This window comes from Vreelandella arctica (genome assembly GCF_037070215.1).
Taxonomy (GTDB): Bacteria; Pseudomonadota; Gammaproteobacteria; order Pseudomonadales; family Halomonadaceae; genus Vreelandella; species Vreelandella arctica.
In genome coordinates, this window is the sequence record NZ_JBANSN010000012.1 from 45163 (window position 1) to 69954 (window position 24792).

At 48.6% G+C, this 24792-nt stretch carries 20 protein-coding genes; all 20 read left to right on the top strand.

Features of this window, described 5'->3' with window-relative positions; translation table 11 throughout:
* The first annotated feature begins 73 nt into the window (after positions 1-73).
* The gene (locus V8L70_RS12585; protein ID WP_336269492.1) at positions 74-1801 is read left to right on the top strand and encodes a glycosyltransferase family 4 protein; all 1728 of its coding nucleotides are present in this window, start codon (positions 74-76) and stop codon (positions 1799-1801) included.
* Positions 1802-1837: 36 nt separating this feature from the next.
* Positions 1838-3274, top strand: a complete 1437-nt coding sequence (locus tag V8L70_RS12590) for a mannose-1-phosphate guanylyltransferase/mannose-6-phosphate isomerase (RefSeq protein ID WP_336269494.1) — start codon at positions 1838-1840, stop codon at positions 3272-3274.
* Positions 3275-3318: 44 nt separating this feature from the next.
* On the top strand, positions 3319-5688 hold the full coding sequence (locus tag V8L70_RS12595; protein WP_336269495.1) for a coiled-coil domain-containing protein: 2370 nt from the start codon (positions 3319-3321) through the stop codon (positions 5686-5688).
* A gap of 83 nt (positions 5689-5771) precedes the next feature.
* The gene (locus V8L70_RS12600; RefSeq protein ID WP_336269496.1) at positions 5772-7292 is read left to right on the top strand and encodes a coiled-coil domain-containing protein; all 1521 of its coding nucleotides are present in this window, start codon (positions 5772-5774) and stop codon (positions 7290-7292) included.
* A gap of 1 nt (position 7293) precedes the next feature.
* On the top strand, positions 7294-8586 hold the full coding sequence (locus V8L70_RS12605) for a class I SAM-dependent methyltransferase (RefSeq protein WP_336269497.1): 1293 nt from the start codon (positions 7294-7296) through the stop codon (positions 8584-8586).
* A gap of 6 nt (positions 8587-8592) precedes the next feature.
* The gene (locus V8L70_RS12610; protein ID WP_336269498.1) at positions 8593-8784 is read left to right on the top strand and encodes a hypothetical protein; all 192 of its coding nucleotides are present in this window, start codon (positions 8593-8595) and stop codon (positions 8782-8784) included.
* Positions 8785-8946: 162 nt separating this feature from the next.
* On the top strand, positions 8947-12768 hold the full coding sequence (locus V8L70_RS12615) for a glycosyltransferase (protein ID WP_336269499.1): 3822 nt from the start codon (positions 8947-8949) through the stop codon (positions 12766-12768).
* Between the two features lie 119 nt (positions 12769-12887).
* Positions 12888-13343, top strand: coding sequence for a Stf0 family sulfotransferase (locus tag V8L70_RS12620; protein ID WP_336269500.1), 456 nt, complete (start codon positions 12888-12890; stop codon positions 13341-13343).
* Between the two features lie 62 nt (positions 13344-13405).
* Positions 13406-13630 (top strand): hypothetical protein, encoded by a 225-nt coding sequence (locus V8L70_RS12625; RefSeq protein ID WP_336269501.1) that lies wholly within the window; start codon positions 13406-13408, stop codon positions 13628-13630.
* A gap of 174 nt (positions 13631-13804) precedes the next feature.
* Positions 13805-14812, top strand: coding sequence for an NAD-dependent epimerase (locus V8L70_RS12630; protein ID WP_336269502.1), 1008 nt, complete (start codon positions 13805-13807; stop codon positions 14810-14812).
* A gap of 29 nt (positions 14813-14841) precedes the next feature.
* Positions 14842-16008, top strand: a complete 1167-nt coding sequence (locus V8L70_RS12635; RefSeq protein ID WP_336269503.1) for a nucleotide sugar dehydrogenase — start codon at positions 14842-14844, stop codon at positions 16006-16008.
* Between the two features lie 121 nt (positions 16009-16129).
* On the top strand, positions 16130-17164 hold the full coding sequence (gene gmd / locus V8L70_RS12640; RefSeq protein WP_336269504.1) for a GDP-mannose 4,6-dehydratase: 1035 nt from the start codon (positions 16130-16132) through the stop codon (positions 17162-17164).
* 27 nt (positions 17165-17191) lie between these two features.
* Positions 17192-18094: a GDP-mannose 4,6-dehydratase gene (locus tag V8L70_RS12645; RefSeq protein WP_336269505.1), complete on the top strand. Its 903-nt coding sequence runs from the start codon at positions 17192-17194 to the stop codon at positions 18092-18094.
* Positions 18095-18148: 54 nt separating this feature from the next.
* Positions 18149-19048 (top strand): hypothetical protein, encoded by a 900-nt coding sequence (locus V8L70_RS12650; protein WP_336269506.1) that lies wholly within the window; start codon positions 18149-18151, stop codon positions 19046-19048.
* Between the two features lie 91 nt (positions 19049-19139).
* Complete coding sequence (locus tag V8L70_RS12655) at positions 19140-19946, top strand: alpha/beta hydrolase (protein WP_336269507.1); 807 nt, start codon at positions 19140-19142, stop codon at positions 19944-19946.
* A gap of 120 nt (positions 19947-20066) precedes the next feature.
* Positions 20067-21140, top strand: a complete 1074-nt coding sequence (rfbB, locus tag V8L70_RS12660) for a dTDP-glucose 4,6-dehydratase (protein ID WP_336269508.1) — start codon at positions 20067-20069, stop codon at positions 21138-21140.
* The gene (gene rfbD / locus V8L70_RS12665; protein ID WP_336269509.1) at positions 21137-22009 is read left to right on the top strand and encodes a dTDP-4-dehydrorhamnose reductase; all 873 of its coding nucleotides are present in this window, start codon (positions 21137-21139) and stop codon (positions 22007-22009) included. The genes rfbB and rfbD overlap by 4 nt, the downstream gene beginning before the upstream one ends.
* A 50-nt stretch (positions 22010-22059) precedes the next feature.
* On the top strand, positions 22060-22947 hold the full coding sequence (gene rfbA / locus V8L70_RS12670; RefSeq protein ID WP_336269510.1) for a glucose-1-phosphate thymidylyltransferase RfbA: 888 nt from the start codon (positions 22060-22062) through the stop codon (positions 22945-22947).
* A 30-nt stretch (positions 22948-22977) separates the two neighbouring features.
* Positions 22978-23529 (top strand): dTDP-4-dehydrorhamnose 3,5-epimerase, encoded by a 552-nt coding sequence (gene rfbC, locus V8L70_RS12675; protein ID WP_336269511.1) that lies wholly within the window; start codon positions 22978-22980, stop codon positions 23527-23529.
* A 127-nt stretch (positions 23530-23656) separates the two neighbouring features.
* Positions 23657-24718 carry a hypothetical protein gene (locus tag V8L70_RS12680; protein ID WP_336269512.1) on the top strand — a complete coding sequence of 354 codons (1062 nt, stop codon included), beginning with the start codon at positions 23657-23659 and terminating at the stop codon, positions 24716-24718.
* The last annotated feature ends 74 nt before the right edge of the window (positions 24719-24792 follow it).

The following is a 24792-nucleotide window of genomic DNA, read 5'->3' on the forward strand; positions in this document are numbered from 1 at the left end:
GGGAGGCAGCGTTAGCTCGCGACCCGTTACCACCAACTCCGCCCTAGCCCCTTAAAGCAAACAAAGAAAACGTATGCCAACCAAGCAGCCCAACAGCGCTCAGCAACAGCTTCAGCGCTTAACGTACATCATTTGGCAAACGCGGCCCGACCTGCAGTCCTTATTCAAGAACACCGCGTCTGAAGCGTTTCACCTGTGGCTATTACTGCACGGCCGTAATGAATATCAGGGGCTGGCAGAAGTATTACAGAACGTACCGTTACCTATACTTGAACAGCCGGATGAGCAAGCCCATAGCCAAACAACACCATGTCTGACGCGTTTTATGCGCGGTATCTGGCAAAGCCGCCCTGATCTTCAAGCGGCATTTAATTTGGCACAAACTGGAGGTCAAAATGACTTCATTCGCTGGTACTTCCTGTTTGGCATCAACGAACATAACCTGGAAGATTACATCTCCCAGGCACAATTAAAATGGCTGTTAAGCTCCGCCTTTAGCGATCTTCACCTGCCCAACGTGCTCATGTTGGTATGGGAACAAGACCAAGCCTTACAACAGCAATTTAGCAGCCCTCAATCACCCGAATTTTTAGACTGGGCACGCCAGCATGGGCGCAAGCAGTACCCCCTATTAGCGACCATCGCCACACTGGCTGAACGCAAACAGTCAACAATGAAGTCCAACAATGCCGCCAATACACCCGAGCGGGCGTTGGGTATTAACTTAATCGGTTACGCCAATGGGCAATTTGGTATCGGTGAAGATGTACGCATGGCCGCCCTAGCGTGTGAAGCCGCGGGAATCCCCTTCACCATTTACAATGTCACGCCAGGCAAAGAAGTCGATTTAGCCGCCAGCCAAGCCGACCAACACGTTTCTGACCAACTGCCCTACGCCATTAACCTGTTTTGCACAACCGGCATCGAAACGGCACGGCTTGCCGCGGTGGAAGGCCAAAAACTCTTTAAGGGCTACTACTGCATTGGCTATTGGCCATGGGAATTACCCGAGTGGCCCGACACCTGGCATATCGCCTACGAATACATTGATGAAATTTGGGCCTCTAGCCGCTTTGCCTACAATGCTTACATTGGCTCTTCGACCAAACCGGTGCGCCACATGCCGATGGCAGTCAGCGTCGAGGAAAGTACCCATAAAACACGCCAAGACTTTGGGCTACCCGAAAGCGACCACTTATTTGTGTTCTCGTTCGACTTCCTTTCCAGCGTTAAACGTAAAAACCCACAAGCCTGCATAAAGGCATTTCAACGCGCCTTTCCCCAGGGTGATGAACCTGTTGGTCTCGTGGTCAAAGCCATGCGCGCAGAAGACAACCCGCTCTGGCAAGCCTTGAAAGCGCAGGCTGAAAGGGACCCACGCATTCATATCATTAATGAAACCCTCTCGCGTGGAGAGGTGCTAGACCTCTACCGTGCCTGTGACTGCTTTGTTTCCCTACACCGCAGCGAGGGCTTTGGGCGAGGCATTGCCGACGCCATGCTGCTGGGCAAGCCTGTTATTACCACCGGCTACTCCGGCAACTTAGACTTCACCATGCCCGCCACTGCCGCGCTGGTAGACCACCAACTGCAAACACTGACCAAGGACGACTACCCCTTTGGCGAAGGCCAACAATGGGCAGAACCTAACGTAGAACACGCCGCCTGGTGGATGCGCCGCCTGCTTAACCAGCCAAACCTAGCCCGTGCACTGGCCACACAAGGCCAGCAACTCATCCAAAACGCGTATACCCCCACCCCCGTGGGTGAATACTATCGCGCCGTGCTCGAAACACTTTAATCGCACTAACTGTTTTTTATTCACGAGACCACTGTTATGACATACCCACACTCTTCCATTACTCCTGTGATTCTTTCTGGCGGTTCAGGTAGCCGTTTATGGCCCATGTCACGGGCTGGTTACCCCAAGCAGTTTCTGTCACTCGCAGGTAACGACAGCATGCTGCAAGCCACTGTGAAACGGGTAAGGGGCGAAGCGTTCTCGGCGCCGTTGCTGGTATGCAACGAAGAACACCGATTCATTGTGGCCGAACAGCTACGCAATATTGATTGCACCGCCAAAGACATCATCCTTGAGCCGATAGGCCGCAACACCGCACCTGCCGTAGCGGTCGCGGCGTTGCGCCTTGCAGAAGAAAACCCAAACACCCTCATGTTGGTAATGCCTTCAGACCACGTGATTCAAGATGAAACCGCTTTCAGCAACGCCGTAAACCGCGCCGCCCAAGCCGCCAATGAAGGCGCTTTAGTCACCTTTGGCATTACCCCCAGCGCACCGGAAACCGGCTACGGCTACATCAAATACGCTGGGCAGTGGCAGCGCCATGAAGGGGTGCATAGCGTGGCGCAATTTGTTGAAAAGCCAGACCACGCCACCGCACAAGCCTATGTGGAAGATGGCCACTATCTGTGGAATAGCGGCATTTTCCTATTTACCGCAAAGGCTTACTTAAATGAGCTAGAAGGCTCCAACCCTGAAATGGTGCAGGCAGCCAAACAAGCACTTGCCAACAATGAAACAGACCTCAACTTCTTGCGGTTAGAAAAAGAAGCCTTTTCCGCCTCCCCGTCAGACTCCATCGACTATGCGGTAATGGAAAAAACGGCCCACGCCGCAGTGGTACCCGTAGAAATGGGCTGGAGCGATTTAGGTGCCTGGTCCGCGCTGTGGGAGATTCAGCCCAAAGATGAAAACGGCAACGCCACCCAGGGCGATGTAATGCTTCACGACACCCGCAACAGCTATGTACATGCCGACCACAAGCTGGTGGCCGTCGCAGGGTTAGAAAACGTGATTGTGGTCGCGACTGATGACGCCGTACTCGTCGCAGACCGTAACAACGCCCAAGATGTAAAACAGCTGGTGGAGCAACTAAAAGCGCAAGGCCGCGACGAACACAGCCTGCACACGACAGTGCACCGCCCCTGGGGCTGCTACCAGGGTATCGACTTAGGTGAACGCTACCAGGTCAAACGCATTACCGTGCAGCCGGGCGAAAAACTATCGCTACAAATGCACTACCACCGCGCCGAACACTGGATTGTGGTCAGCGGCACCGCCAAAGTCACCATTGGTGAGAACGCCACGTTGCTACGTGAAAACGAATCCACCTACATTCCTATGGGCGAAACCCACCGCTTAGAAAACCCCGGCAAAGTGCCGCTTCACCTCATCGAAGTGCAATCCGGCAGCTACTTAGGTGAAGACGACATCGTACGCTTTGAAGATGGCTATGGGCGAAGCCCTCAGTAACCTATCCATTTTTTTGGTTTTCCTGACAACAGCTGATACCCATCATGACCCAAACACTCTGCATCACAGGTGCTTTTCAACCTGAACTAAACGCCATAAGCGCCCCGCTTTACCAAGCGGGCTTAGCGCCTGCTGCTTCTCTCCAACGGGAAACCAGCATCAGCATGCACACCTGGCATCAACGTGCCAAAACCGCCTTTGCTGAAAACCGCCCGTTGGGCAAACTCTGGGAAAATGTTGCCAACGACCTGCTACTGGCCAACTTGGATAAGCCATGCTGGGGCTGGCACGATGCCGACAGTATCTGGGCGATGGCGTTCTGGGCAGAGCAGGAACCCAACACCCACTTTTTACTGGTAGCAACACGCCCAGAAGTTGCGCTAGCCCAACGCCTGCAAGAAGCCAAGGAAGAGAGCGAGCTTGATATCCCCGCCTTGTTAACCCATTGGCAGCACCACCACCAACGGCTGCTGGATTTCTACCTCGCTAATCCAGAACGCTGCCTGGTGGTAGATGCTGAACAGGCCCAACAACACCCACAAGCACTGGTAAAGCTGTTGGCACACCGCTGGCAGCTGCCCTTGGATGCACACGGCATTTCCGAACCCACCACAGCACCCAGCCAACCCGATGCGCTAGCGCTCTATTTGGCCCAACAGCTAATCGAACAGCACCTGCTCACCCAGCAGGATAAAGGCTTTCAAACACTGCATGCCGAATTGCAAGCCGCACAACACCCGCTGGTGAATAACCCACCAGAACCTGCCCAAGCCGCCAGCTTAGAGGCCATTGTTCTGCACTACCAGCAACTGAATAACCAGCAACAAAACGACCAACGCCAGCTGGCAAGCGATGCGCAGCAAATAGAAACACTGACACAGCAAATAGAAACACTGGCGCAGCAGCGCAATAGCCAACAAGACGAGATTGAAGCGTTTACCAAAAAGACGGATCAGCTAAGCCAGCAGCTTCAACAAGCCCAGCAGGCATTAAGCGCCGCTGAACAGCAGCACCAAACTGAGCAGAGCAAACAGCAACAAGAACTTGACGACCTTAAGCAAGAAAGCGAGCTGCTGTTGCTCCAGCTGCATCAGGTTCAGGAAGAGCTGGAAAGCACCTTCTTAAAGCACCAGCAGCTTGAAGGCCAGCATCAAACGCTTCAAGGCCAGCACACGCATTCCCAACAACAGCTGGCGCAAGCGCAAGAGCGGCTTAAGCAAACCGAACAGCAGCATCAACAGAACAGCGCAGCACAAAGCCAACAGCTGGATGCGGCGAAAAAAGAAATACAGGCACTCACCCAGCGTGGGCAAAACCTGTCACAGCAGCTAAAGCAAGCTGAGCAGCAGCGCAAACAAGCCGAACAGCAGCGCGATGCCGATAAGCAGAACAAAACCACGCAACGCCAGCAGCAGGAAGAACTAGAAAACGTGAAGCAGGAAAGTGAATTGCTACTGCTTCAGCTACACCAGGTGCAAGAAGAGCTGGAACATTACTTCCTTGAATACCAGACGCTCAACGAATCACATCAAACCCTGGAAAACCGCTGGCAGCAGCTTTTACAGCGCAACTCAAGCCTGTTAGATATAAGCCAAATGAAAGTGCGCGAAGAAGGCGGTAAACGCCACTGGCAGGCGGTTAACGCCATTATCGGCGGGCGCCAACTTGAATCACTGCGGGTAGCTACTCAGCAGCATGCCCAAGGTGTCAATATCTACCTGCCTGCAGAGTATCTAGACACCCCCTTAACAAGCGATGTGCTAGCCCTAGAAGCCCCGCTAACCCAAGCCAATTGGCAACAGCTGCAACAGCTCACTTCCCGCGACTGGCAATTGGTAACTCAGCTCCCTCGCTTGCTGCAACTGGGCGCACAACACGCGCTTCCAAGCGAAGAACACGCAGAACTTTCGCATTACCTTGGCGGTTGGCAACAAGCGTTTACCCAACTCCCTCCCGTACTGCGGGTTAATAACATTGAGCTACGCAACGAACAAATTAACCCCGATTACGAACACCTGTGGCTAAACCTTGAAGGCATGACCTTTGGCAACGAGGTACATGACCGCTGGAGCGTGCGCCTAGCCAGCAACGACCCGCAAACAGACCATTTAGGCAACCACTTCAAAATAGAAATACCCGAGCAGCCAAAAGAATGGCTAAGCAGCTGGTTTGCAGAAAGCCAGGACGAACTAGGTACAAAATGGGAATTACGCTTTGCCATGCCAGAAGCCATGGACACCGGCGTGTGGCAACAGCTAAGCAAACACGATCAAACCCGGCTTGCCAGCCTCGTCGCGCAGCTACCCCAGCTGCTAGAACGCGTAGCACAACACCAGCCTGCGCTTTCACGCCCTTGGGAACAGTGGCAACAGCTAGCCAACAGCACCCAGCGCATCCTTCAACAACACGGATGAGCCAGCAACCGCCCTTGTGTCATTGCGAGGAGCCCGCGACGAAGCAATCGACACACCACCGGCCGTAACAAACGAGACCCACAATGCCCGACCAATCACACGCAGCGCCCTACCACACGCTGATTCACATCGGCTGTGGCGCAACGCCTAACCTCACCGCTTACGGCCAACTGGCTAAACACGGCTGGCTGATTGATGCCGACCAAGATGTTATCAACCACCTGGAAACGGTACTGGCAACGCACCCCACGTTGCGTTGCCAGCAATCATTGGTAGGCACACAAGAGCAAACCGGCACGTTTTACCGTTACAGCGCGCCATGGGCGAATGGCTTAACTCCCATCGACGAAGCCACCCAGCGCCTCTACCCAGGTTTGCGCTGCCTGGATAGCACCGAACAGACCATCACGCCGGTACATACGCTGGTAGAACACTGCTTACCCGCCAACGATTCCGAGCCAGCAGGCCAACACCTTCTGTTACTAGAAGCAGGCCAACAAAATGAGCCCCTGCTAAACGCACTGGAAGAAACAGGCCAGCTCAAACGCTTTGCCACAGTGATTGTGTTACCCGCACACCGCCGCGCCCTGCCCATTCCCGTGCCCCCCAGCCTGCATGGCCCGGTAGACGCCCCTGCCGGGCTAAGCCTGCCGGAAAACAGCCAAGTGCTTAAACAACACCCGCTGCTTGAGCAAACCCAGCACTACCAGCAAGCCCTAGCACACACCGAGCAACAGCTAGAAGAAGCCGAACAGGCCCGTGTCATTGCGAGGAGCGAAGCGACGAAGCAATCTCAAGCCCTGGAGGCCACCCAAAAGCAGCTCACCGAGCGCGACCAACAGCTAGAAGAAACCGAACAGGCCCGTGTCATTGCGAGGAGCGAAGCGGCGAAGCAATCTCAAGCCCTGGAAGCCACCCAGCAGCAGCTTACCGAGCGTGATCAACGGCTAGCAGAAGCCGAACAGGCCCGTGTCATTGCGAGGAGCGAAGCGACGAAGCAATCTCAAGCCCTGGAAGCCACCCAAAAGCAGCTCACCAAGCGCGACCAACAGCTAGAAGAAGCCGAACAGGCCCGTGTCATTGCGAGGAGCGAAGCGACGAAGCAATCTCAAGCCCTGGAAGCCACTCAAAAGCAGCTTACCGAGCGTGATCAACAGCTAGAAGCAGCCGAACAGGCCCGTGTCATTGCGAGGAGCGAAGCGACGAAGCAATCTCAAGCCCTGGAAGCCACCCAAAAGCAGCTCACCGAGCGTGATCAACAGCTAGCCGAGCGCACCCAGCAGCGAGATGAAGAGTGGCATAAAGGCGAGCAGTTAACGAAAGAACGTGATGAGCTAAAGCATCAGTTGGAAGAAGCACAAAAACAGTGCGAAGAAGCCCTGCACCAAAATCATCAAAATTTTCAGGCCAAAACGGCTGCAGAAGCTCGCGTAGCCCAACTCGAAAAAGAGCTTGAAATAGCCACACAGCAAATTCAACAGAGCCGCCAGCAGCTCCACCAAGAGCAAAGCCATCGCCAACAGCTAATCGAGCAAGAGATGCTCAAAGCAGAAGCACAACTTGACCTGATTAAAGATATTCTCATTCAGGGCAAGGAGTTCTAGCATGGGTAAAAAACGCAAGCAGCGTAAGTCACTTAAGCTTTCCCCTAACAAGCAACGTGCAAGCGAAGTAGTAGCGAATACCCCCACAGCATCCGCCAAGCTTACCCAAATACGCACGTATTGGCTGTTTGGTGAATGGCAAAGAATGGCCGCCATTAGCGAAGAGTCACTGGTAAGTGATAATGACCGCGCCGCCATTGCGCTATTGGTATGCAGTGCCCACCAGCAAATGAACGACCCCGATGCCACGCGCCATTGGGCACGTTTAGCCATCCAATGGGGAATAACTCCAAATAAGGTGGCTCGTTTGTTAGCCGCAGGTGTGCATAACGCTTTTGGCCGCATTGCTATATTGCGTGAGGACACAGCAGGTATTAGTAAACACTTTACCGCCAGCACCCAGCTTGCCCAGATGCAAGACACAGATACCGGCACCGTGGCTAGAGCAAAAGCCGCTCAAGAAGCAAAAACACTCAATACGGCGTTACCTGCCTCGCTGCTTAACAGCACAGCGCCTGATAACGCTCAGTATGTTGCCGATGGTTTTTATCGGGCGTTTGAAGACAAGTTTCGTGGCTCGCGGGAAAAGATCAAACGCCGCGTAAGCGTTTACCTCCCGTTCGTGCGACCAATTGCCAAACGCCACCCTGGCGTTAAAGCGCTCGACCTGGGGTGTGGGCGTGGCGAATGGCTAGAAGTGCTAAAAGAGGCCGGAATTGACAGCGACGGCGTTGACCAAGATATGGGCATGCTGAATGGCTGCCAAGCACTGGGCTTAACCGTAAAACACGGCGATGCACTGGAATATTTACGGGAGCAACCAAACGCTAGCCGCATTAGCGTTAGCCTGATTCATGTGGTGGAACATATACCCTTCGACATGTTGCGCACCCTAGTGGCCGAAGCAAAACGGGTGCTAGTGTCTGATGGCATTTTAATAATGGAAACCCCTAACCCCGAAAACTACACGGTAGGGAGTTGCACGTTTTATATGGACCCCACCCACCGCAACCCGCTGCCGCCGCCCTTATTGGCCTTTGTACCCGAGTATTACGGCTTTGAAAGAACCAAAGTGCTTAGGCTACAAGAAGGCAGCGAAACGCAGGAAAAACCACAGTTTGACGTGGAAGATTTTCTCACCGGCATTAGCCCAGACTATGCGGTGGTCGCACAAGTAGCGCGGCCTGTTACGCAAGGCGGTGCTGAAGAGGAAGGCACTTGGGAGAAAGAGTACGGGATTTCGTACTTCCTAATGTCGAAAAGAAACGCACCACCACAGCATCAGGACGAGTAATTGGTAATGGACGCGAATACAAACATTGATGCCCTGAGACGTAAGTACAAAAAAATATTTATTGAACGTGCAATGGGCTTATATAGACCAGTCGATGACACGCCGGCGGCTAAAGAAGAATGGTTAAATTTTCTTTTAAAGGGGAATGCCGCTGAAGAAATGATTCAGCTTTTAAAAATAAAAATTATTAAATTCTAATCAGTAAGAAGCAGGTAGTAGCACATCAAATCATTTCCCTAGCGGTAGAATAAAGTCAAAACATAATCTGTACCCCAACATATTAATTATTTGACTATAAACTTACATTGCATAGTTTTTTTAACCCTCTGTGTTAATCTGAAAAATCTGGAAATTCGAATTATGAAAAAAATACATATTAAAATTGCTGACAAAGGTTGGATATTAGAAAAGTGTGCTAGTGAGATCGTGAAGCATGATAAAAATATCACATATGGCCTGCATGATGAGCCACACGCTAGCCTTCAATATTATATTAATTACTCTGCAAGAAAGAAAAAAATATGTCCCATAGAGGTTGGCTTTTTTACACACTCTGAAGTTAACAAAAATGCACGTGATCGTTTTTTTTCTATTGCAAAAGAAATGGATTACTGTGTCTGTATGTCTGACATGTATAAAAATGAGCTGACTGATGCTGGTGTAAATAATGTTTCCGTTATTCCACCTGGAGTTGATCTAACATCGTTCAAGCCAAAAGTAAAAATTGGTGTTATTGGTAGAACATATCATACAGGCAGAAAAGGCGAGAATCTTGTAAAAAAAGTAATGGACATACCTGGTATAGAGTGGCGGTTTACTGGTGAGGGCTGGCCTGGTGATCCTTATAATGTTGCAGAAGGGTTAATGCCTGAATTTTACAATGACCTAGACTATGTTTTAGTTCCAGCTTTATATGAAGGTGGTCCCATGTCGGTGATTGAAGGGCTGGCATGTGGTAAGCCCATAATTTCATCTAATGTAGGTTGGGTAAGCAAATTTCCGCACATTGAATTTGAAAATGGAAGCTCAGAATCTTTAAGATTTGTTTTACAAAAAATTGTATATCAGAGGCAGCAGTTACGCAGTAGTGTTCTGGATATATCTTGGGAGAATTGGGCATATAAACATATTCAAATATTTGATAAATTATTAAGTAAATCTTACTCTAAAGTATCTAAAAAAGCTAAAAAAATTCACTCGGTTCTTATTACGCATGGGGATGAAAAAAAAAGCTTGGGAGGGCCGTCTGTAAGGGTTCCTAAAACGGTTGAAGCACTCTTAGAGAATAATGTAAATGCTGAATACATACAAACCAACAAAAAGCCTATAAGCGAAGCGAATATTGCGCATGTTTTTAATATTTGGCATCCAGATACTTGCTTTGAAAAAATAGCATCTTATAAAAAAAATGGAAAGAAAATTGTTTTTTCCCCTATTTTTCTAAATTTAGCAAACCATAAACTTTTTTCTCAAGATCTGCCTGGTGTTTTTCAAAACTATAAAAATTTTGAAAGTAAAATAATTGAAATTGATAAAAAAATAGCTGGGGAACCAAATTTACCAATACGTGAAATTTTCCCAGGATATCACAAACAAGTTGCTGCTTGTACTAAGATGGCAGATCATATTATATGTCTTAGTGAGTATGAACTAAAATGTCTTCAATACTTAGATGCTATTAATGATAACCATTCTATAGTTAGAAACCCAGTTGATTCTGATCGATTCAATAAATCAAGCGAGACATTATTTAAACAGCAGTATGGTTTGGATGAATATATACTTTGCGTAGGCCGAATAGAGCCACGAAAAAATCAGCTAATGGTGGCTGAGGCTGCCAGAAGGTTAGGTAAAAAAGTTGTATTCATTGGTCATGAAGGCAACCCTAACTATGCGAGATTAGTGAAGGAACGTGCGGGTGAATATGGAGTTTTTATACCCAGAATTGCACCTAATAACCCTTTACTGGGTTCTGCATTTGTAGGCGCTTCTGTTTTTACATTGCCTAGTTGGTCTGAAGGTGCACCTTTGGCTGCACTAGAAGCATCTTCTACTGGCGTCCCAATGGTACTTAGTGATCGCTCCTCTGAGAGAGAGTATTTTGGTAATTATGCTAAATATGTGCGGCCAAGTGATTTAGATGGATTAACCCATAAATTAGAAGAGTCTCTTTTAAAGAAGAAAAGCAAGGAGCAGGAAAATTTTATTAAAAAATCATTCACATGGGATAAAAATGCAGCCGAAACTGCCGCAGCCTATGAAAAAGTTATTAATATTGACACCAAAAAATATCTAACAGAATACCCCAACACCAATGAAAAATTAATATATTTTGACATAACAGATTATATTTATGCTGGCGGAAAACCATCGGGAATACCGAGGGTTGTAGAGCAAGCTTATAACGCATTAAGTACTGAGTTTCCGCATAGATCTAAATTTATTTGCTGGAAAAGAAATACCAGTGACTTTGTTGAAATAAAGCCAAAAGATATAGAGCATGGAGGATTGCTTGAACGAATTCAGGCTTCAGAGCCTGCTAGTAATTTTATTGAAAAGGGATCTATTGTATTAAGCTTTGGCGGAGCTTGGGTCGCACATGACCTGTACTTCAAAGGATTGATAAATTGCAAGCAATCTTCACAATCTGTATTATACTTACTGATTCATGATTTAGTTAGATATAAGCTTAATTACCTTTATCCTGTTGAAAGTGCAAGCAAGTTTGAACTAAATGCAAGGCATTTGTTTTCACACGTAGATGCTTTTCTAACTTATTCCCAGTCAACTAAACTAGATTTAACTGAATTTTTAAAAGAATATAATTTCAACGAAACTGAAATCATTGAAATAAGACTTGGCGATTACATTCCTAAAGAAATTTCTGCGATAGATAGTTCGTCAAGTATAGTTGACAAGTATTCTAATGAAGAATATGTCATGTTTGTCAGCTCATTTGACAAGAGAAAAAATCATGCATTGCTTTTGAAGGTTTGGGAAAGATTAATTGAAACAAGAGGCGAGAGCGTACCTAAGCTTTTGCTAATAGGTAAAGTAATGTGGCCAGATGATCCAGTAGTTGAAGAGCTCACAAGAAATGAAAAAATATCAAAACATGTTCATCATCTTGTAGATATAAAAGATAATGAACTAGATTGGCTATATAAAAATTGCCTATTTACTGTTTTTCCTTCTGTATATGAGGGGTGGGGTTTGCCTGTCGTAGAGAGTCTTTTATATAACAAGTTTTGCATAACGAGCAATGCTAGCTCTACTGCTGAAATTGCACCCTATCTCACTGAATTATTAGATCCTTATGACTTTAAGGAATGGCTTAAAAATATAGAATTTTATATTGATAATGAGGTTACTTTAAAAGCGCGTGAACGTAAAATAAAAGATGAGTTCAAGCCTTTTTATTGGAACGAAGCAATTAAATTCGCCTTAGAAAAGATTTACTCGTCCGATTCTTTAAAGTTTGATCCGCCTGCATTATTGCCTAATAAAAACATTTGTTTTAATAAAAATGATCACGATAAAGCCAGCGAAAAAATACTTAATAATGGCTGGAGGTCATTCGAAAGTTCTGGAATTTGGTCATTTGAAAAAGTTGCAAGGTTAAATTTCTGTTATCCAAAAGAAACAGATCGGTTGATGATCGAATTAAAATTATTCTTTTTGTCGGCTAAAAGCATAAAGCATAATCAGGAAGTGAAGATTTTAATTAATGATAGCTTGGCATTTCAAATCAATACCTCTGAACTTGGCTCCAGAGAACTCAATGTCAAAATTCCAATTTCTGATTATGTGGAAACTGAAGGAGAGTTTTATCATGCTGAGATTTCTTTGGTTGTTGATAAGTTGTTAAAAGCATCCGATGTTTTTGCTTCTACTGATGTTAGAGAACTCGGTGTGTTGCTTAAAGGGTTATGCTTAATGGATCTAAATTCAAATGCCCCCCCTAAGAGTCCTCCTCTTTTAGGCGATGACGTGCCTGTTGCTAATTTTGATGATTTAAAAATCAAGAATGATATAAGAATGATTAAGATGTATTCGCTTGTGAAGCATAGCAGACAGCTTACTGATATAGAGAGTCTTAAATTAAGAGAGGATGATGAATTTATGAGCGGCATGAATGCTTTTTTAAATGAAAAAGCCATTAATAATGGTGGTGCCTTATAGCTGTTTTTTTAATTTTCTCTAAGACATGGTGTTACAGCTATTGTGTTAGTTCAAGTTTGTATCGGCTAAAAATAAAAAATATCATATTCCATGTTTACTTTTTTTTAAGGGTTTTTAGAATGCGAGACATAATAGTTTTATCAACACAAAGAAGTGGTTCGACTTTTTTTTGTGAAAGCTTAGAAAATACTGACATTCTAGGTATTCCGAAAGAATGTTTTCTTTTTTTAGAAAGAAAAAAGCCAATTAATAGTGATGCAAGGAAAATTCAAAAAAAATACCCTTTACTGGATATTTTAAAAGAAGAGCGGGAGAAGCATACTACTAAAAATGGTATTGCTAGTCATAAAATTATGTGGACTAGTATGAGTAAAATATTGGCTAAAAACGGGGAGAATGAGTCAAATGGTTATAAGACACTAGAAGATATCAATTCAGTTTACAATAATCCTTTGTTTATTTTTTATCGTCGAAGAGATGATTTTGCACAGTGTTTATCACATTCTAAGTTAAGAAAAACAAAGCTGGCCCATATTCGCAATAAAAATCAAGAGCTTGAGTACAAAAAAAATTAGATGACATAAGTATTACGCTAGTAGATGTTTTGACTGATTATAGAAGGCTCAAAAGTTATGAGTTGTCTTGGATTAACGTAAATGAAATTGAACCTCTGGTTATTTATTATGAAGATTTTGTTGATAATCGAAAGAAAATTATAAGTGATATAGCAATGCTCTGTAGTGCTGGAGAATTTAACAGCTTGCCCAATGTTGAAATAAAAAAAATGTCTGCAGAAAAAAGAAGAGAAGACCTTTTGTTGCACGAACAGTATATGGCTGTTAAGAAAAAATATAATATTTAGTCTTGCTGCCTCGAATTAAGCTGCTGTGAGTCAATTTTAATGCAGCATCACCAAGCACAAAGGTTAATCATGGGTTCTTTAATTACCTAAATTATATTCACTTGCGCATCATTATTGCAATTTTTTATGGAGTGCAAGCTAAGCAATTCAACTAATCCGTAATGACGAGGCTTAATGTCAATTCTTGTAACCGGTGCCGCTGGCTTTATTGGCTCTGAACTCTGTCAGCGTTTGCTGGATCGAGGTGATACAGTGCTGGGTTTAGATAACCACAATGATTACTATGATCCAGATTTAAAAGAGGCTCGACTAGCTCGCCATATAAATCACCCTAATTATACGCATGTGCGCTTAGATTTAGCCGATCGTAGTGGGGTGGAGGCTTTGTTTGTCAAGTACAAGCCTAAGCGGGTGGTCAACCTAGCAGCTCAGGCAGGGGTTCGTTATTCTATTGATAACCCCTTGGCCTATATTGATAGTAATATTCTGGGTTTCGCCCATATTCTGGAAGGCTGCCGCCATCATGGTGTTGAGCATTTAGTGTATGCCAGTAGTTCCAGTGTTTATGGTGCCAACAAAAACATGCCTTTTTCTGTGCATCATAATGTTGACCACCCCTTAAGCCTTTACGCTGCCAGTAAAAAATCCAATGAGCTGATGGCACACACCTATAGCCATCTTTATGGCTTGCCTACCACTGGACTGCGTTTTTTTACTGTCTATGGCCCATGGGGTCGCCCTGATATGGCCCCCTTCAAATTTGCTAAGTCAATTCTGGCTGGCGAGACGATCAAAGTTTACAACTACGGCAACCATCGACGGGATTTCACCTACATTGATGACATCGTGGAGGGTGTGATTCGTGTACTGGATAAACCTGCACAACCCAACCCGAACTGGGATGCATTTCAACCTGATTCAGCAACCAGTACCGCGCCCTGGCGAGTGTATAACATTGGTGGTCACCGTTTAACGGGATTGATGGATTTCATCAGTTCGATGGAATCAGCATTAGGGTTAGAGGCTAAAAAAGAGTTTTTACCCATGCAGCCAGGTGATGTTCCCGATACCTATGCCGATGTTGAGGATTTGGTGACTGACTTTAACTATCAGCCCAACACGACTGTTGAGGCAGGTGTGCACCAATTCGTTGACTGGTACAAAGGTTTTTATAGGTTTTAAGTTTTTGAAATTATAAAGGAAGGTTTTAAGTGAAAATCGCTATCGCAGGAACCGGGTACGTGGGTTTATCTAATGCCATGTTATTGGCCCAGCACCACGAGGTGGTGGCGCTGGATATAGATGCCAAAAAGGTAGCGCTGCTTAATGCCGGTCACAGCCCAATTGAGGATACTGAAATACAAGAGTTTCTGGCCGAAAAAGCGCTTAATTTTACAGCGACCTTGGATAAGCATCAGGCTTATGCAGGAGCTGACTTTGTGATTATCGCTACCCCCACCGACTATGATCCGGAAACCAACTATTTCAACACCCGCACGGTGGAGTCGGTGATTGCCGATGTGAAGGCCATTAACCCTCAAGCGGTGATGGTCATCAAATCCACGGTGCCAGTGGGTTTTACCCAGGAAGTCAGTGTGCGCCTGGAGACTAGCAACTTGATCTTCTCACCGGAATTTCTGCGGGAAGGTAAAGCACTGCATGACAATCTGTATCCTTCACGGATTATAGTCGGTGAGCGTTCCAAACGTGCAGAGCGCTTTGCCGACCTTTTGCGTGAAGGGGCTATCAAGCAGGAAGTACCAACACTTTTTGTGGACAGCACCGAAGCCGAAGCCATCAAGCTGTTTTCCAACACCTACCTGGCAATGCGTGTAGCCTACTTTAATGAGCTGGATACCTATGCAGAAACCCACAACATGAATACCCGGCAAATTATCCAAGGTGTTGGGCTGGACCCGCGCATTGGCAGTCATTATCACAATCCCAGTTTTGGTTATGGCGGTTACTGCCTACCCAAAGACACTCGCCAGCTATTAGCCAACTATCAAGACGTACCCAGCAACCTGATCAAAGCCATCGTTGAAGCCAACAGCACCCGTAAAGACTTTATTGCTGAATCCGTCCTGCGCCGTAACCCTCAGGTGGTGGGAGTTTACCGCCTGATTATGAAAACTGGATCGGATAACTTTCGTGCCAGCGCCATGCAGGGGGTGATGAAACGCATTAAAGCCAAAGGCATTGAAATCGTGGTGTACGAACCCGTGCTGGAAGAAGGCACCTACTATGGCTCGCGTGTTGAGCGTGACTTGGGTACTTTCAAAAACCAATGTGATGTCATCTTGGCTAACCGCCTAGCCGAAGACCTGCTGGATGTGAAAGATAAGGTATATACGAGGGATCTGTTTGGTAGTGATTGAGGCTTAGGCGCTTTCTTTTTCTATCATAAAAGGTATTCGTCAAGCTAAAAAATTAGTAAAGAACACCAATGCCAGTGGTTGGTATATTCGATTGTATACAAAAAATTAGAAGGAGAGAGTAATGAAAAAAGCTATTGTTACTGGTGTCACGGGCCAAGACGGCGCTTACCTTTCAGAGCTTTTATTAGAAAAAGGCTACACCGTTTATGGCGCCTTCCGTCGTACCAGCTCAGTCAATTTCTGGCGTATTGAAGAGTTAGGTATTCAAGACCACCCTAACTTCCACCTTATTGAACATGATTTAACCGACCTTTCCTCAAGCATTCGGTTAATGCAAACGGCTCAGCCAGATGAAGTGTATAACTTGGCTGCCCAGAGCTTTGTGGGGGTGTCTTTCGATCAACCTATCACAACCGGTGAAATTACCGGGCTAGGCGCGGTCAATTTGCTGGAAGCGATTCGTATCGTGAATCCAAAGATTCGCTACTACCAAGCTTCTACCTCTGAAATGTTTGGTGAAGTGCAGCAAATTCCGCAAACTGAAGTTACCCCCTTCTATCCTCGTAGCCCTTATGGTGTCGCCAAGCTATATGCCCACTGGATGACCATTAATTACCGCGAGTCCTACGGCATTTTTGCTACCAGCGGCATTCTGTTTAACCATGAATCGCCATTGCGTGGCCGTGAATTTGTCACGCGCAAAATTACCGATGCCGTGGCCAAGATTAAGCTGGGTAAATTAGATACGTTGGAACTTGGCAATATGGATGCCAAGCGCGACTGGGGCTTTGCCAAAGAGTACGTGGAAGGTATGTGGCGCATGCTTCAAGTGGATAAGCCCGATACCTATGTGTTAGCCACCAACCGTACCGAAACGGTGCGCGACTTCGTCACCTTGGCGTTCAAGGCTGTGGATATGTCTATTCGCTGGGAAGGCGAAGCGGAGGATGAAATTGGCATCGATACCGCCACGGGCAACGTTGTTGTTAGAGTAAACCCTAAATTCTACCGCCCGGCTGAAGTTGAGTTACTCATCGGTAACCCACAGAAGGCCAAGGACGACTTGGGCTGGGAGCCGACCACCAGCCTGGAAGATTTATGCAAAATGATGGTAGAAGCTGACCTACGCCGTAACCAGCAAGGTTTTTCTTTTTAAGTAACCCTACCCACAGGAGCTAAGCCAATGCCTACCGCATTAGTGACAGGCGCGTCCGGCTTTACCGGCCACTACATGGTTGAGGCACTTGTGAATGAGGGGTTTCAGGTGGTGGGGCTGGGTAGCCGCCCCACCGCTGCCCATCAGACCCTGGCCTGTGACTTAACCGATGCTTCAGCGGTTAAAGCCTGTATTGAACGCGTCAAACCAAACTGGGTCATTCATCTAGCGGCCCTTTCATTTGTAGGCCATGAAGATCAGCGGGCGTTTTACGATGTAAATGTGTTTGGTACGCTCAATCTTCTGCAAGCATTAGCATCGCTTGAAACTCCCCCTGAGCGTATTTTGGTCGCCAGTAGTGCCAATGTTTATGGCACACCCGATATGGGTGTCATCGATGAAAGCATATGCCCAGCGCCCGTCAACCATTACGCTTGCAGCAAACTAGCTATGGAACACATGGTAGCCAACTGGTTTGAACGTTTACCGATTGTGATTACTCGCCCTTTTAACTACACCGGCCCAGGGCAAGATAGCCGCTTCTTGATTCCCAAGATTGTAGAGCATTTTGCACAAGAAAAATCAGCGATTGAGTTGGGCAACATCGATGTAAGCCGTGATTTTTCTGATGTGAGAGATGTGGTGGCGGCCTATATGGCGTTGCTGGAAAGCACCGCACAAAACAAGGTGGTTAATATCAGTTCAGGTACTGATACAGCGCTACGAGCCATTATTGAAAAGATCAGTGCCTTAGCAGGGTATGATATTGAGGTCAGCGTGAACCCGGCATTTGTTAGGCCCAATGAAATACCTCGGTTATGCGGTGCAAATGCAAGGCTGAAGCAGTTAACCGGATGGGAACCCTGTTACCATCTTGATCAAACGCTTGAAGATATGTTGAACGCTAGCAGGAATACGCGTGTTGAGTAGAGCCTTCGAGAAGACCAGTAGGGCTCATTTGGTGGTTAGAGGAACATCACGTTAATGACAACCATAGATGGCTTCATCGAAGCCACCGAATTCGAACGTCTTGCTTTGGATCGTTACCTGCCTTTGATAGGAGAAGAGCCTGGAGACACCTGGGATTTTCGCCAAGCGATGGAAGGTAGCGGCCCAATATGCCTTCAAGTGCATTTTGTCACTGAAGTCTCTCGGCGTGATGATGCGTTGCGAGCTGCGTTGTTGCCTCTCGTTTTCGGTGCCGCTTGGAAAGTGCTGGATCTGTTATTGGAGCTGGCGTTCTCTCGCGCAGGGCGCAAACCGGATCAAGAACGGGGCTGGTCTATCAAAAAGAAGTGTCGCCTAGCGAAGCAAGGTGCCGGAGATATTTCGCTGCTTGGTACGGAGGCACTCACTTGGCAAGCCATAGCTCAGCTTTATGCAGAGACTGCAGAACATCGACACTGCTTGGTGCACCGTACCGCTTCTTTTTCCGTTAGCCCCCTTCAATTAACCGGCACCAGTCAGGCTGGCGCTTTATTGCCACTGGATGAGCAAGAGCTCTATGCCTTTATTCATCTGGCACAGTTGGTGGCAGATGGGGTACGAAATGGGGGTGTATCACAACGCTCCGTCGATCACCTTCACCTTTGTTTGAGAAAGCTTGAGCGCCACACTGGCGTAAAAATGGAAGAAGGAGCCCCATTGCAGCCACCTCTGAATGCTAGGATAGCCCTTGAGTTGAATTCTCATGGGTTATGGCTAGCTGATTTTGCTTACCTGCATGAGCAACTAGCAAGACGCGCACCGCACCAACATGTAGACGTGCGGATAGAGATTCCCGGTGAGTCTGGCTATGAGTTGTTTGGTCATGTAGAGAACATTCCACAACAAACTGTAACTATCGACCTCAGCAAGCTTCCAGATTATTTGGCACGACGCTGAGTTCTAAGTTCCTGCTGCCTGCATGTATGGGATTGCTTCGTCGCAGGCTTCTCGCAATGCCACACCGGCCTTGGGAATGTTAAGGGTGTTTATGTACCAATTTGGCAACTTTGGCCTTTCGGTAGCACCGAGTGACCAGCCTTACGCGATGATTGTCTGCGCAGGCATTGGCGATATGGAAAAGGAAACGCCTGCCTTCGAGATGCGCGATAGCTGCCAAGAAGCGTTTGGACAGTCGGTTCATCAACTGTTTGTGCGTGATACCTCTCGAACGTGGTACCAGCGCGAACAAGGCTGGAGCGAGTTGGTAGAAGCCATTAGCAGTTACCTGCTTGAACACACCGTTGAGCATGTGGCTATCGTCGGCTTGAGCATGGGAGGCTATGGCGCGTTAGAACTTTCTCGCGCCCTCCCCCCTTCGGTCACCACATCATTAACTACCTTCAATGTGGTAGCGCTTTCTACCCGTACGCAGCTAATACCTATTCCTGAATTTGAAACACGTAACACTGAGCTAATACAGCAGGTGTATCAGTTACGCCAGCCTGCGCTCTGGCAGTCGCTTCACCCAAGCGCTTGTTACTCGCTCGTTTTTGCTGTGGATGAGTTGGAAGATACGCTACATGCGTGGTACGTGGCTCAGCGTCAAGGTATCCAGCTTCTGGCCTCTCCCGGTAGCCATAATATTGCGCATCGATTGCGTGTCGAGGGAAAGCTCACTCGTTTTTTGCAGCAGTTATTTTCCCCCTTGTTGCATGACAAGCTAGTTGATGAGATTGGCTTTTTCCCGCCAAAACCAGCGCATTTTGCATTAGCCATGGCACGCCACAACGGTGCCGCTGAAGCAGATCAGCAATGCCTCGCTGAAGCACTACCCTCTCGGGAACGGCCTAAGTAATGTGTTGGCACCACCACAGGCTTTGAGATTACTTCACTGTGCCTCATGGCAATGACTCAGCTCAGTCCGTTGCCCTCCCAAACGTCGAAACGCTATTGATCACCTAGGAATTTTTACATCATGATATTGGTTACCGGCGGTGCAGGGTTTATCGGCTCTGCGGTAGTACGCGAGCTTATTCAACACAGCGGCCACTTTGTGGTGAATGTGGATAAGCTCACCTACGCGGGTAACTTGATGTCGCTTGAACCGGTGGCAGGTAGCGATCGTTATGCGTTCGTTCAGGCGGACATTACCGATTCACAGGCAATGCACCGGGTGTTTGAGCAGTATCAGCCCGATGCCGTTATGCACTTGGCGGCAGAAAGCCATGTTGACCGCTCGATTGATGGCCCGGCGGCCTTTATTCACACCAATATCGTGGGTACGGCGGTGCTGCTGGAAGTGGCCCGCCATTATTGGAAGGGGTTGCAGCAAAGCGCGCCACAGAAAGCGGCTGCCTTTCGCTTTCATCATGTCTCGACCGATGAGGTATATGGCGATTTAGAAGGGCCGGATAGCCTCTTTACCGAACACACGCCGTACGCGCCTAGCTCGCCCTATTCGGCCAGTAAAGCAAGCGCCGACCACTTGGTGCGCGCCTGGCACCGTACTTACGGCCTACCCACCTTGATTACCAATTGTTCGAATAACTATGGGCCGTACCATTTCCCTGAAAAGCTGATCCCGCTGATGATCCTGAACGGCATGGCCGGTAAGCCGATGCCGGTTTACGGCAATGGCCAGCAGGTGCGTGATTGGCTGTATGTAGAAGACCATGCCCGCGCGCTGTTAGTGGTGCTGGAGAATGGTGTGGTGGGTGAAACTTACAATATTGGCGGGCATAACGAGCAGTCTAACCTGGCGGTGGTGGAAACGATTTGCGCCTTACTCGATGAACAGGTGGGCACGGCGCATTTAGCAGGAAGGAGCACGCATCGTGAGCTAATCACGTTTGTGGAAGACCGCCCTGGCCACGACCTGCGCTATGCGATCGATGCGAGCAAAATGGCGCGTGAGCTTGGCTGGGTGCCGAGTGAAACATTTGAAACGGGCTTACGTAAGACCGTGCAGTGGTATTTGAATAATAAACGCTGGTGGCAGGCAATCAATCGCCACGGTTACCAGGGAGAACGCTTAGGAGTGGTAGAGTGAACATTTTAGTAACCGGAGGGAGTGGGCAAGTCGGTTTCGAGCTGCAGCGCCAGCTGTGTTGTTTGGGCGAGGTGTTGGCCCCTTCACGCTTGGAACTCGACCTAACTAACGCTGCAGCGGTAGACGCTTGGCTCGATGAACACACGCCTGGCCTCATCGTGAATGCCGCCGCGTTGACCGATGTGGATGGCGCAGAAGAGACCCCTGAGTTAGCACAGCGCTTGAACGCGCAGTTGCCCGAGCAGTTGGCGGCCTATGCGGCGCAGCAGAACATTCTGCTGGTGCACTACTCGACCGATTACGTTTATGCCGGCACGGGCTCGGCCCCGTGGGAAGAAAGCGCCACCCCCGCCCCGTTAAACGCTTATGGCCACACCAAGCTGGCAGGTGATCAAGCCATTCAGCGCAGTGGCTGCCCTCACCTGATTTTTCGTACCAGCTGGGTGTACGCTGCGCGTGGCAACAATTTCATGAATACCATGCTGCGCTTGGGTGCGCAACGCAAAGCGCTTTCGGTGGTGGATGATCAGGTCGGCGCGCCGACCCCGGCGCGCTTAATTGCGCTGGTGACTCAATTAGCGATTAATAAGGGCATTGAAAGCGGCCTTTATCACCTTGCTCCGCGTGGCAACACCAGTTGGTTTGGTTTCGCATGGGCTATTTTCGAGCATGCCAAAACGTTGGATTTGCCGCTTACCATGGGCGAAGAGCAGCTAACGGCAATCACGACCGCGGCTTACCCAACGCCTGCCCAGCGGCCGCTTAATTCACGTTTGTCGTTATCAAAATTAGAAACGGCGCTGGGCATTGAGCTACCCAGCTGGCGTGTGCAGCTTGTTAACACCTTGGAAGAGCGTTGCCTGTTTTAGGTAATGGCTAACGTCATATATAAGCGCCAACGACACAGGAGTTTTGTTTAATGCGCCGCAAAGGGATTATTTTAGCGGGGGGAACCGGCACGCGCCTTCACCCTATTACCCTGGGTGTTTCTAAACAGTTACTGCCCATTTACGACAAGCCGATGATTTATTACCCCATCTCGGTGCTGATGTTGGCGGGTATTCGGGACATTTTAATTATCTCCACGCCCCAGGATTTACCGCAGTACCGCAGTTTGTTGGGCAGTGGCGAACAGTTTGGCGTTACGTTTGAGTATGCGGAACAACCACGCCCGGAAGGGTTGGCGCAGGCGTTCTTGATTGGCGAAACATTTATTGGCAGCGACCCGGTCTGCTTGGTACTGGGAGACAACATCTTTCATGGGCAGCATTTCACCGAAAAGCTGTTACGCGCCAGCCAGCAGCCTAGCGGCGCGACGATTTTCGGCTATTGGGTGAAAGACCCTGAACGCTTTGGCGTGATCGAATTTGATGAGGATGGCAATGCGGTGGGCATTGAAGAAAAGCCTACGCAGCCAAAATCAGACTACGCGGTGACCGGGCTTTATTTTTACGATAACGACGTGGTGGAAATCGCCAGGCAGGTGACGCCTTCTGCCCGTGGTGAGTTGGAAATCACCAGTATTAATAACGCTTATTTGCAGCGTGGCGATTTGCAGGTGGAGCGTTTTGGGCGGGGCTTTGCCTGGCTGGATACTGGCACCCACGACAGCCTGTTGGAAGCCAGCCAGTATGTGCAAACCATTGAGCATCGCCAGGGCTTGAAGGTGGCGTGCCTGGAAGAAATTGGCTGGCACAACGGTTGGTTGAGCCGTGATGCCTTAGCCCTAAAGGCAGAAGCGCTGGCGAAAACCGGCTATGGGCAATACTTGCAGCGCCTGCTGGCCGCTCCTTCCGCCACCCGCTAACGTTAATGGCTCCCGTCTAAGGTAATGGCAATGTTGTTTGAGCAATTAGATATTCCTGACGTTTGGTTGTTAACCCCGAAGGTGTTGGGTGATTCACGCGGTTTTTTTATGGAAACCTTTCGCCAGAGTGAGTTCGAAGCCCGCTGCGGTCAGTACACCTTTGTGCAGGACAATCACAGTAAATCAAAACAGGGCATTCTGCGTGGTCTGCATTACCAACTGGAAAAGCCCCAGGGCAAACTGGTACGCGTCACCCAAGGGGAAGTGTTCGACGTGGCAGTGGATCTACGCCAAAACAGCCCGACCTTTGGGCAGTGGGCGGGGGTTTACCTCAGTGCAGAAAATAGCCAGATACTCTGGCTACCACCCGGCTTCGCCCATGGGTTTTATGTCACCAGTGAAGCGGCTGAATTTCAGTACAAATGCACCGATTACTACAATCCCGGCGATGAGTATTCCCTGCGCTGGGATGATCCCAAAATAGGAATCGACTGGCCGTTAGTCGATGGCAAACCGCCCACCCTTTCTGCCAAAGATGACCAGGGGCAGGCACTGGCATGGGCCGATGCGCCTGTGTTTTGATCGCCCCCGTTTTGATGCGACTTTTCACCTCTTAGTGTTGTTTCGGTGGGAGGCAGCCTTAGCTCGCGATGCTTTCGCTTTTTGTTTTTTTCACTGTTATATATTTTGCTTTTATAAAGGAATCATCATGGAGCCGTTACCAATCAACGTGAGCAGTATGCCCTCGACTGTTGAGATGCTTGCCGAGGCGACGAAGGGCAGCGCTGGCGTTGCTGTGATGCCAACTGTTATGACTAACCAGGCGTGGCACGAAGCTGTTCGCCAGCACGAGGGTGAACAGTGTTGGGTATGGTGTTTCATGGCGCCTTGGGAGTGGGCGTTGATGCAACCCGAGGTGCCTTCTGAGCAGAGCTGGCTGGCATGGATAGACGCCCAGCGCCAGGTATTGCAGTTACGCCGCCTGCTGGGGCCGCAGTTACAGTTTGTGCGGGCCACCCAATTGCCGCGTTTTCTCGCCTCTTTGGATCAAGCTGCTGATCAAGAAACACCACACAACTTGCCACTGTTCGCCTCGGCGGCTGACCCTGAACTGGCCACTACCTTGGCAACACTGCACCTTGAAATAGTGCCTCATAGCCAGGCGTTGGAATCCGCTTGGGAAGTGTTTGAAACCCTGGAGGCGGCTGCCTGGTTACCTGAAGGGGCGGCTCCCTTGTTTCGTGATTCATTGGCCAACACCCACGTAAATTGGCCGCTGTTATTGCCGCTATTACATGCCGGGTGTGAGGCACCGGCCCTCCGTGAGCAGGTAGGCCAGCATAAGAAGGCGTTGGAAGAGCACGAGCAGGAAGTAGCCGCTCTGCGCTCACAGCAGCAATCTCAGCAGCAGGCCAGCCAGCGCGAGCGAGAAGAAGTGGAAGAAGAAAACGCGCTATTGCTGGCACAGTTACACCAAGTACAGGAGGAGTTGGAAACGTACTCTTTAAACCAGCAAGCCCTGGAGCAACGCGAAAAGGCTCTACAGGATGACGTGAGCCAATTGCAGAAGCGCCTTGCTGAACATCAGACGGAGCAAAGCGAGCTACAGGAGGAGAATGACCTGCTGTTGAGCCAGCTCCATCAGGTTCAGGAAGAGTTGGAGCGTTATTTCCTCGCTAATCGCGAATACCAAGCAGCAATGGGGAGTGCCCGTCAAACGTTTATCCGTGCTAGGGCACAAGTGAGCCAGTTGGCGCAGAAAGCCAGCTAAGCGCTGTGTTGGCTGTGTTGATAGCTGCCCCATTGTAGGCGGATATTTAAAGCCGCTTGTTTACGTTGATGTTA

Coding starts and splice junctions, on each gene's coding strand:
- V8L70_RS12600 (WP_336269496.1), top strand. CDS start 5,772: ATGCCCGACCAATCACACGCAGCGCCCTACCACACGCTGATTCACATC.
- V8L70_RS12655 (WP_336269507.1), top strand. CDS start 19,140: ATGTACCAATTTGGCAACTTTGGCCTTTCGGTAGCACCGAGTGACCAG.
- rfbA (WP_336269510.1), top strand. CDS start 22,060: ATGCGCCGCAAAGGGATTATTTTAGCGGGGGGAACCGGCACGCGCCTT.
- V8L70_RS12585 (WP_336269492.1), top strand. CDS start 74: ATGCCAACCAAGCAGCCCAACAGCGCTCAGCAACAGCTTCAGCGCTTA.
- V8L70_RS12645 (WP_336269505.1), top strand. CDS start 17,192: ATGCCTACCGCATTAGTGACAGGCGCGTCCGGCTTTACCGGCCACTAC.
- gmd (WP_336269504.1), top strand. CDS start 16,130: ATGAAAAAAGCTATTGTTACTGGTGTCACGGGCCAAGACGGCGCTTAC.
- V8L70_RS12590 (WP_336269494.1), top strand. CDS start 1,838: ATGACATACCCACACTCTTCCATTACTCCTGTGATTCTTTCTGGCGGT.
- rfbC (WP_336269511.1), top strand. CDS start 22,978: ATGTTGTTTGAGCAATTAGATATTCCTGACGTTTGGTTGTTAACCCCG.
- V8L70_RS12605 (WP_336269497.1), top strand. CDS start 7,294: ATGGGTAAAAAACGCAAGCAGCGTAAGTCACTTAAGCTTTCCCCTAAC.
- V8L70_RS12650 (WP_336269506.1), top strand. CDS start 18,149: ATGACAACCATAGATGGCTTCATCGAAGCCACCGAATTCGAACGTCTT.
- V8L70_RS12630 (WP_336269502.1), top strand. CDS start 13,805: ATGTCAATTCTTGTAACCGGTGCCGCTGGCTTTATTGGCTCTGAACTC.
- V8L70_RS12680 (WP_336269512.1), top strand. CDS start 23,657: ATGGAGCCGTTACCAATCAACGTGAGCAGTATGCCCTCGACTGTTGAG.
- V8L70_RS12610 (WP_336269498.1), top strand. CDS start 8,593: ATGGACGCGAATACAAACATTGATGCCCTGAGACGTAAGTACAAAAAA.
- V8L70_RS12620 (WP_336269500.1), top strand. CDS start 12,888: ATGCGAGACATAATAGTTTTATCAACACAAAGAAGTGGTTCGACTTTT.
- rfbB (WP_336269508.1), top strand. CDS start 20,067: ATGATATTGGTTACCGGCGGTGCAGGGTTTATCGGCTCTGCGGTAGTA.
- V8L70_RS12615 (WP_336269499.1), top strand. CDS start 8,947: ATGAAAAAAATACATATTAAAATTGCTGACAAAGGTTGGATATTAGAA.
- V8L70_RS12595 (WP_336269495.1), top strand. CDS start 3,319: ATGACCCAAACACTCTGCATCACAGGTGCTTTTCAACCTGAACTAAAC.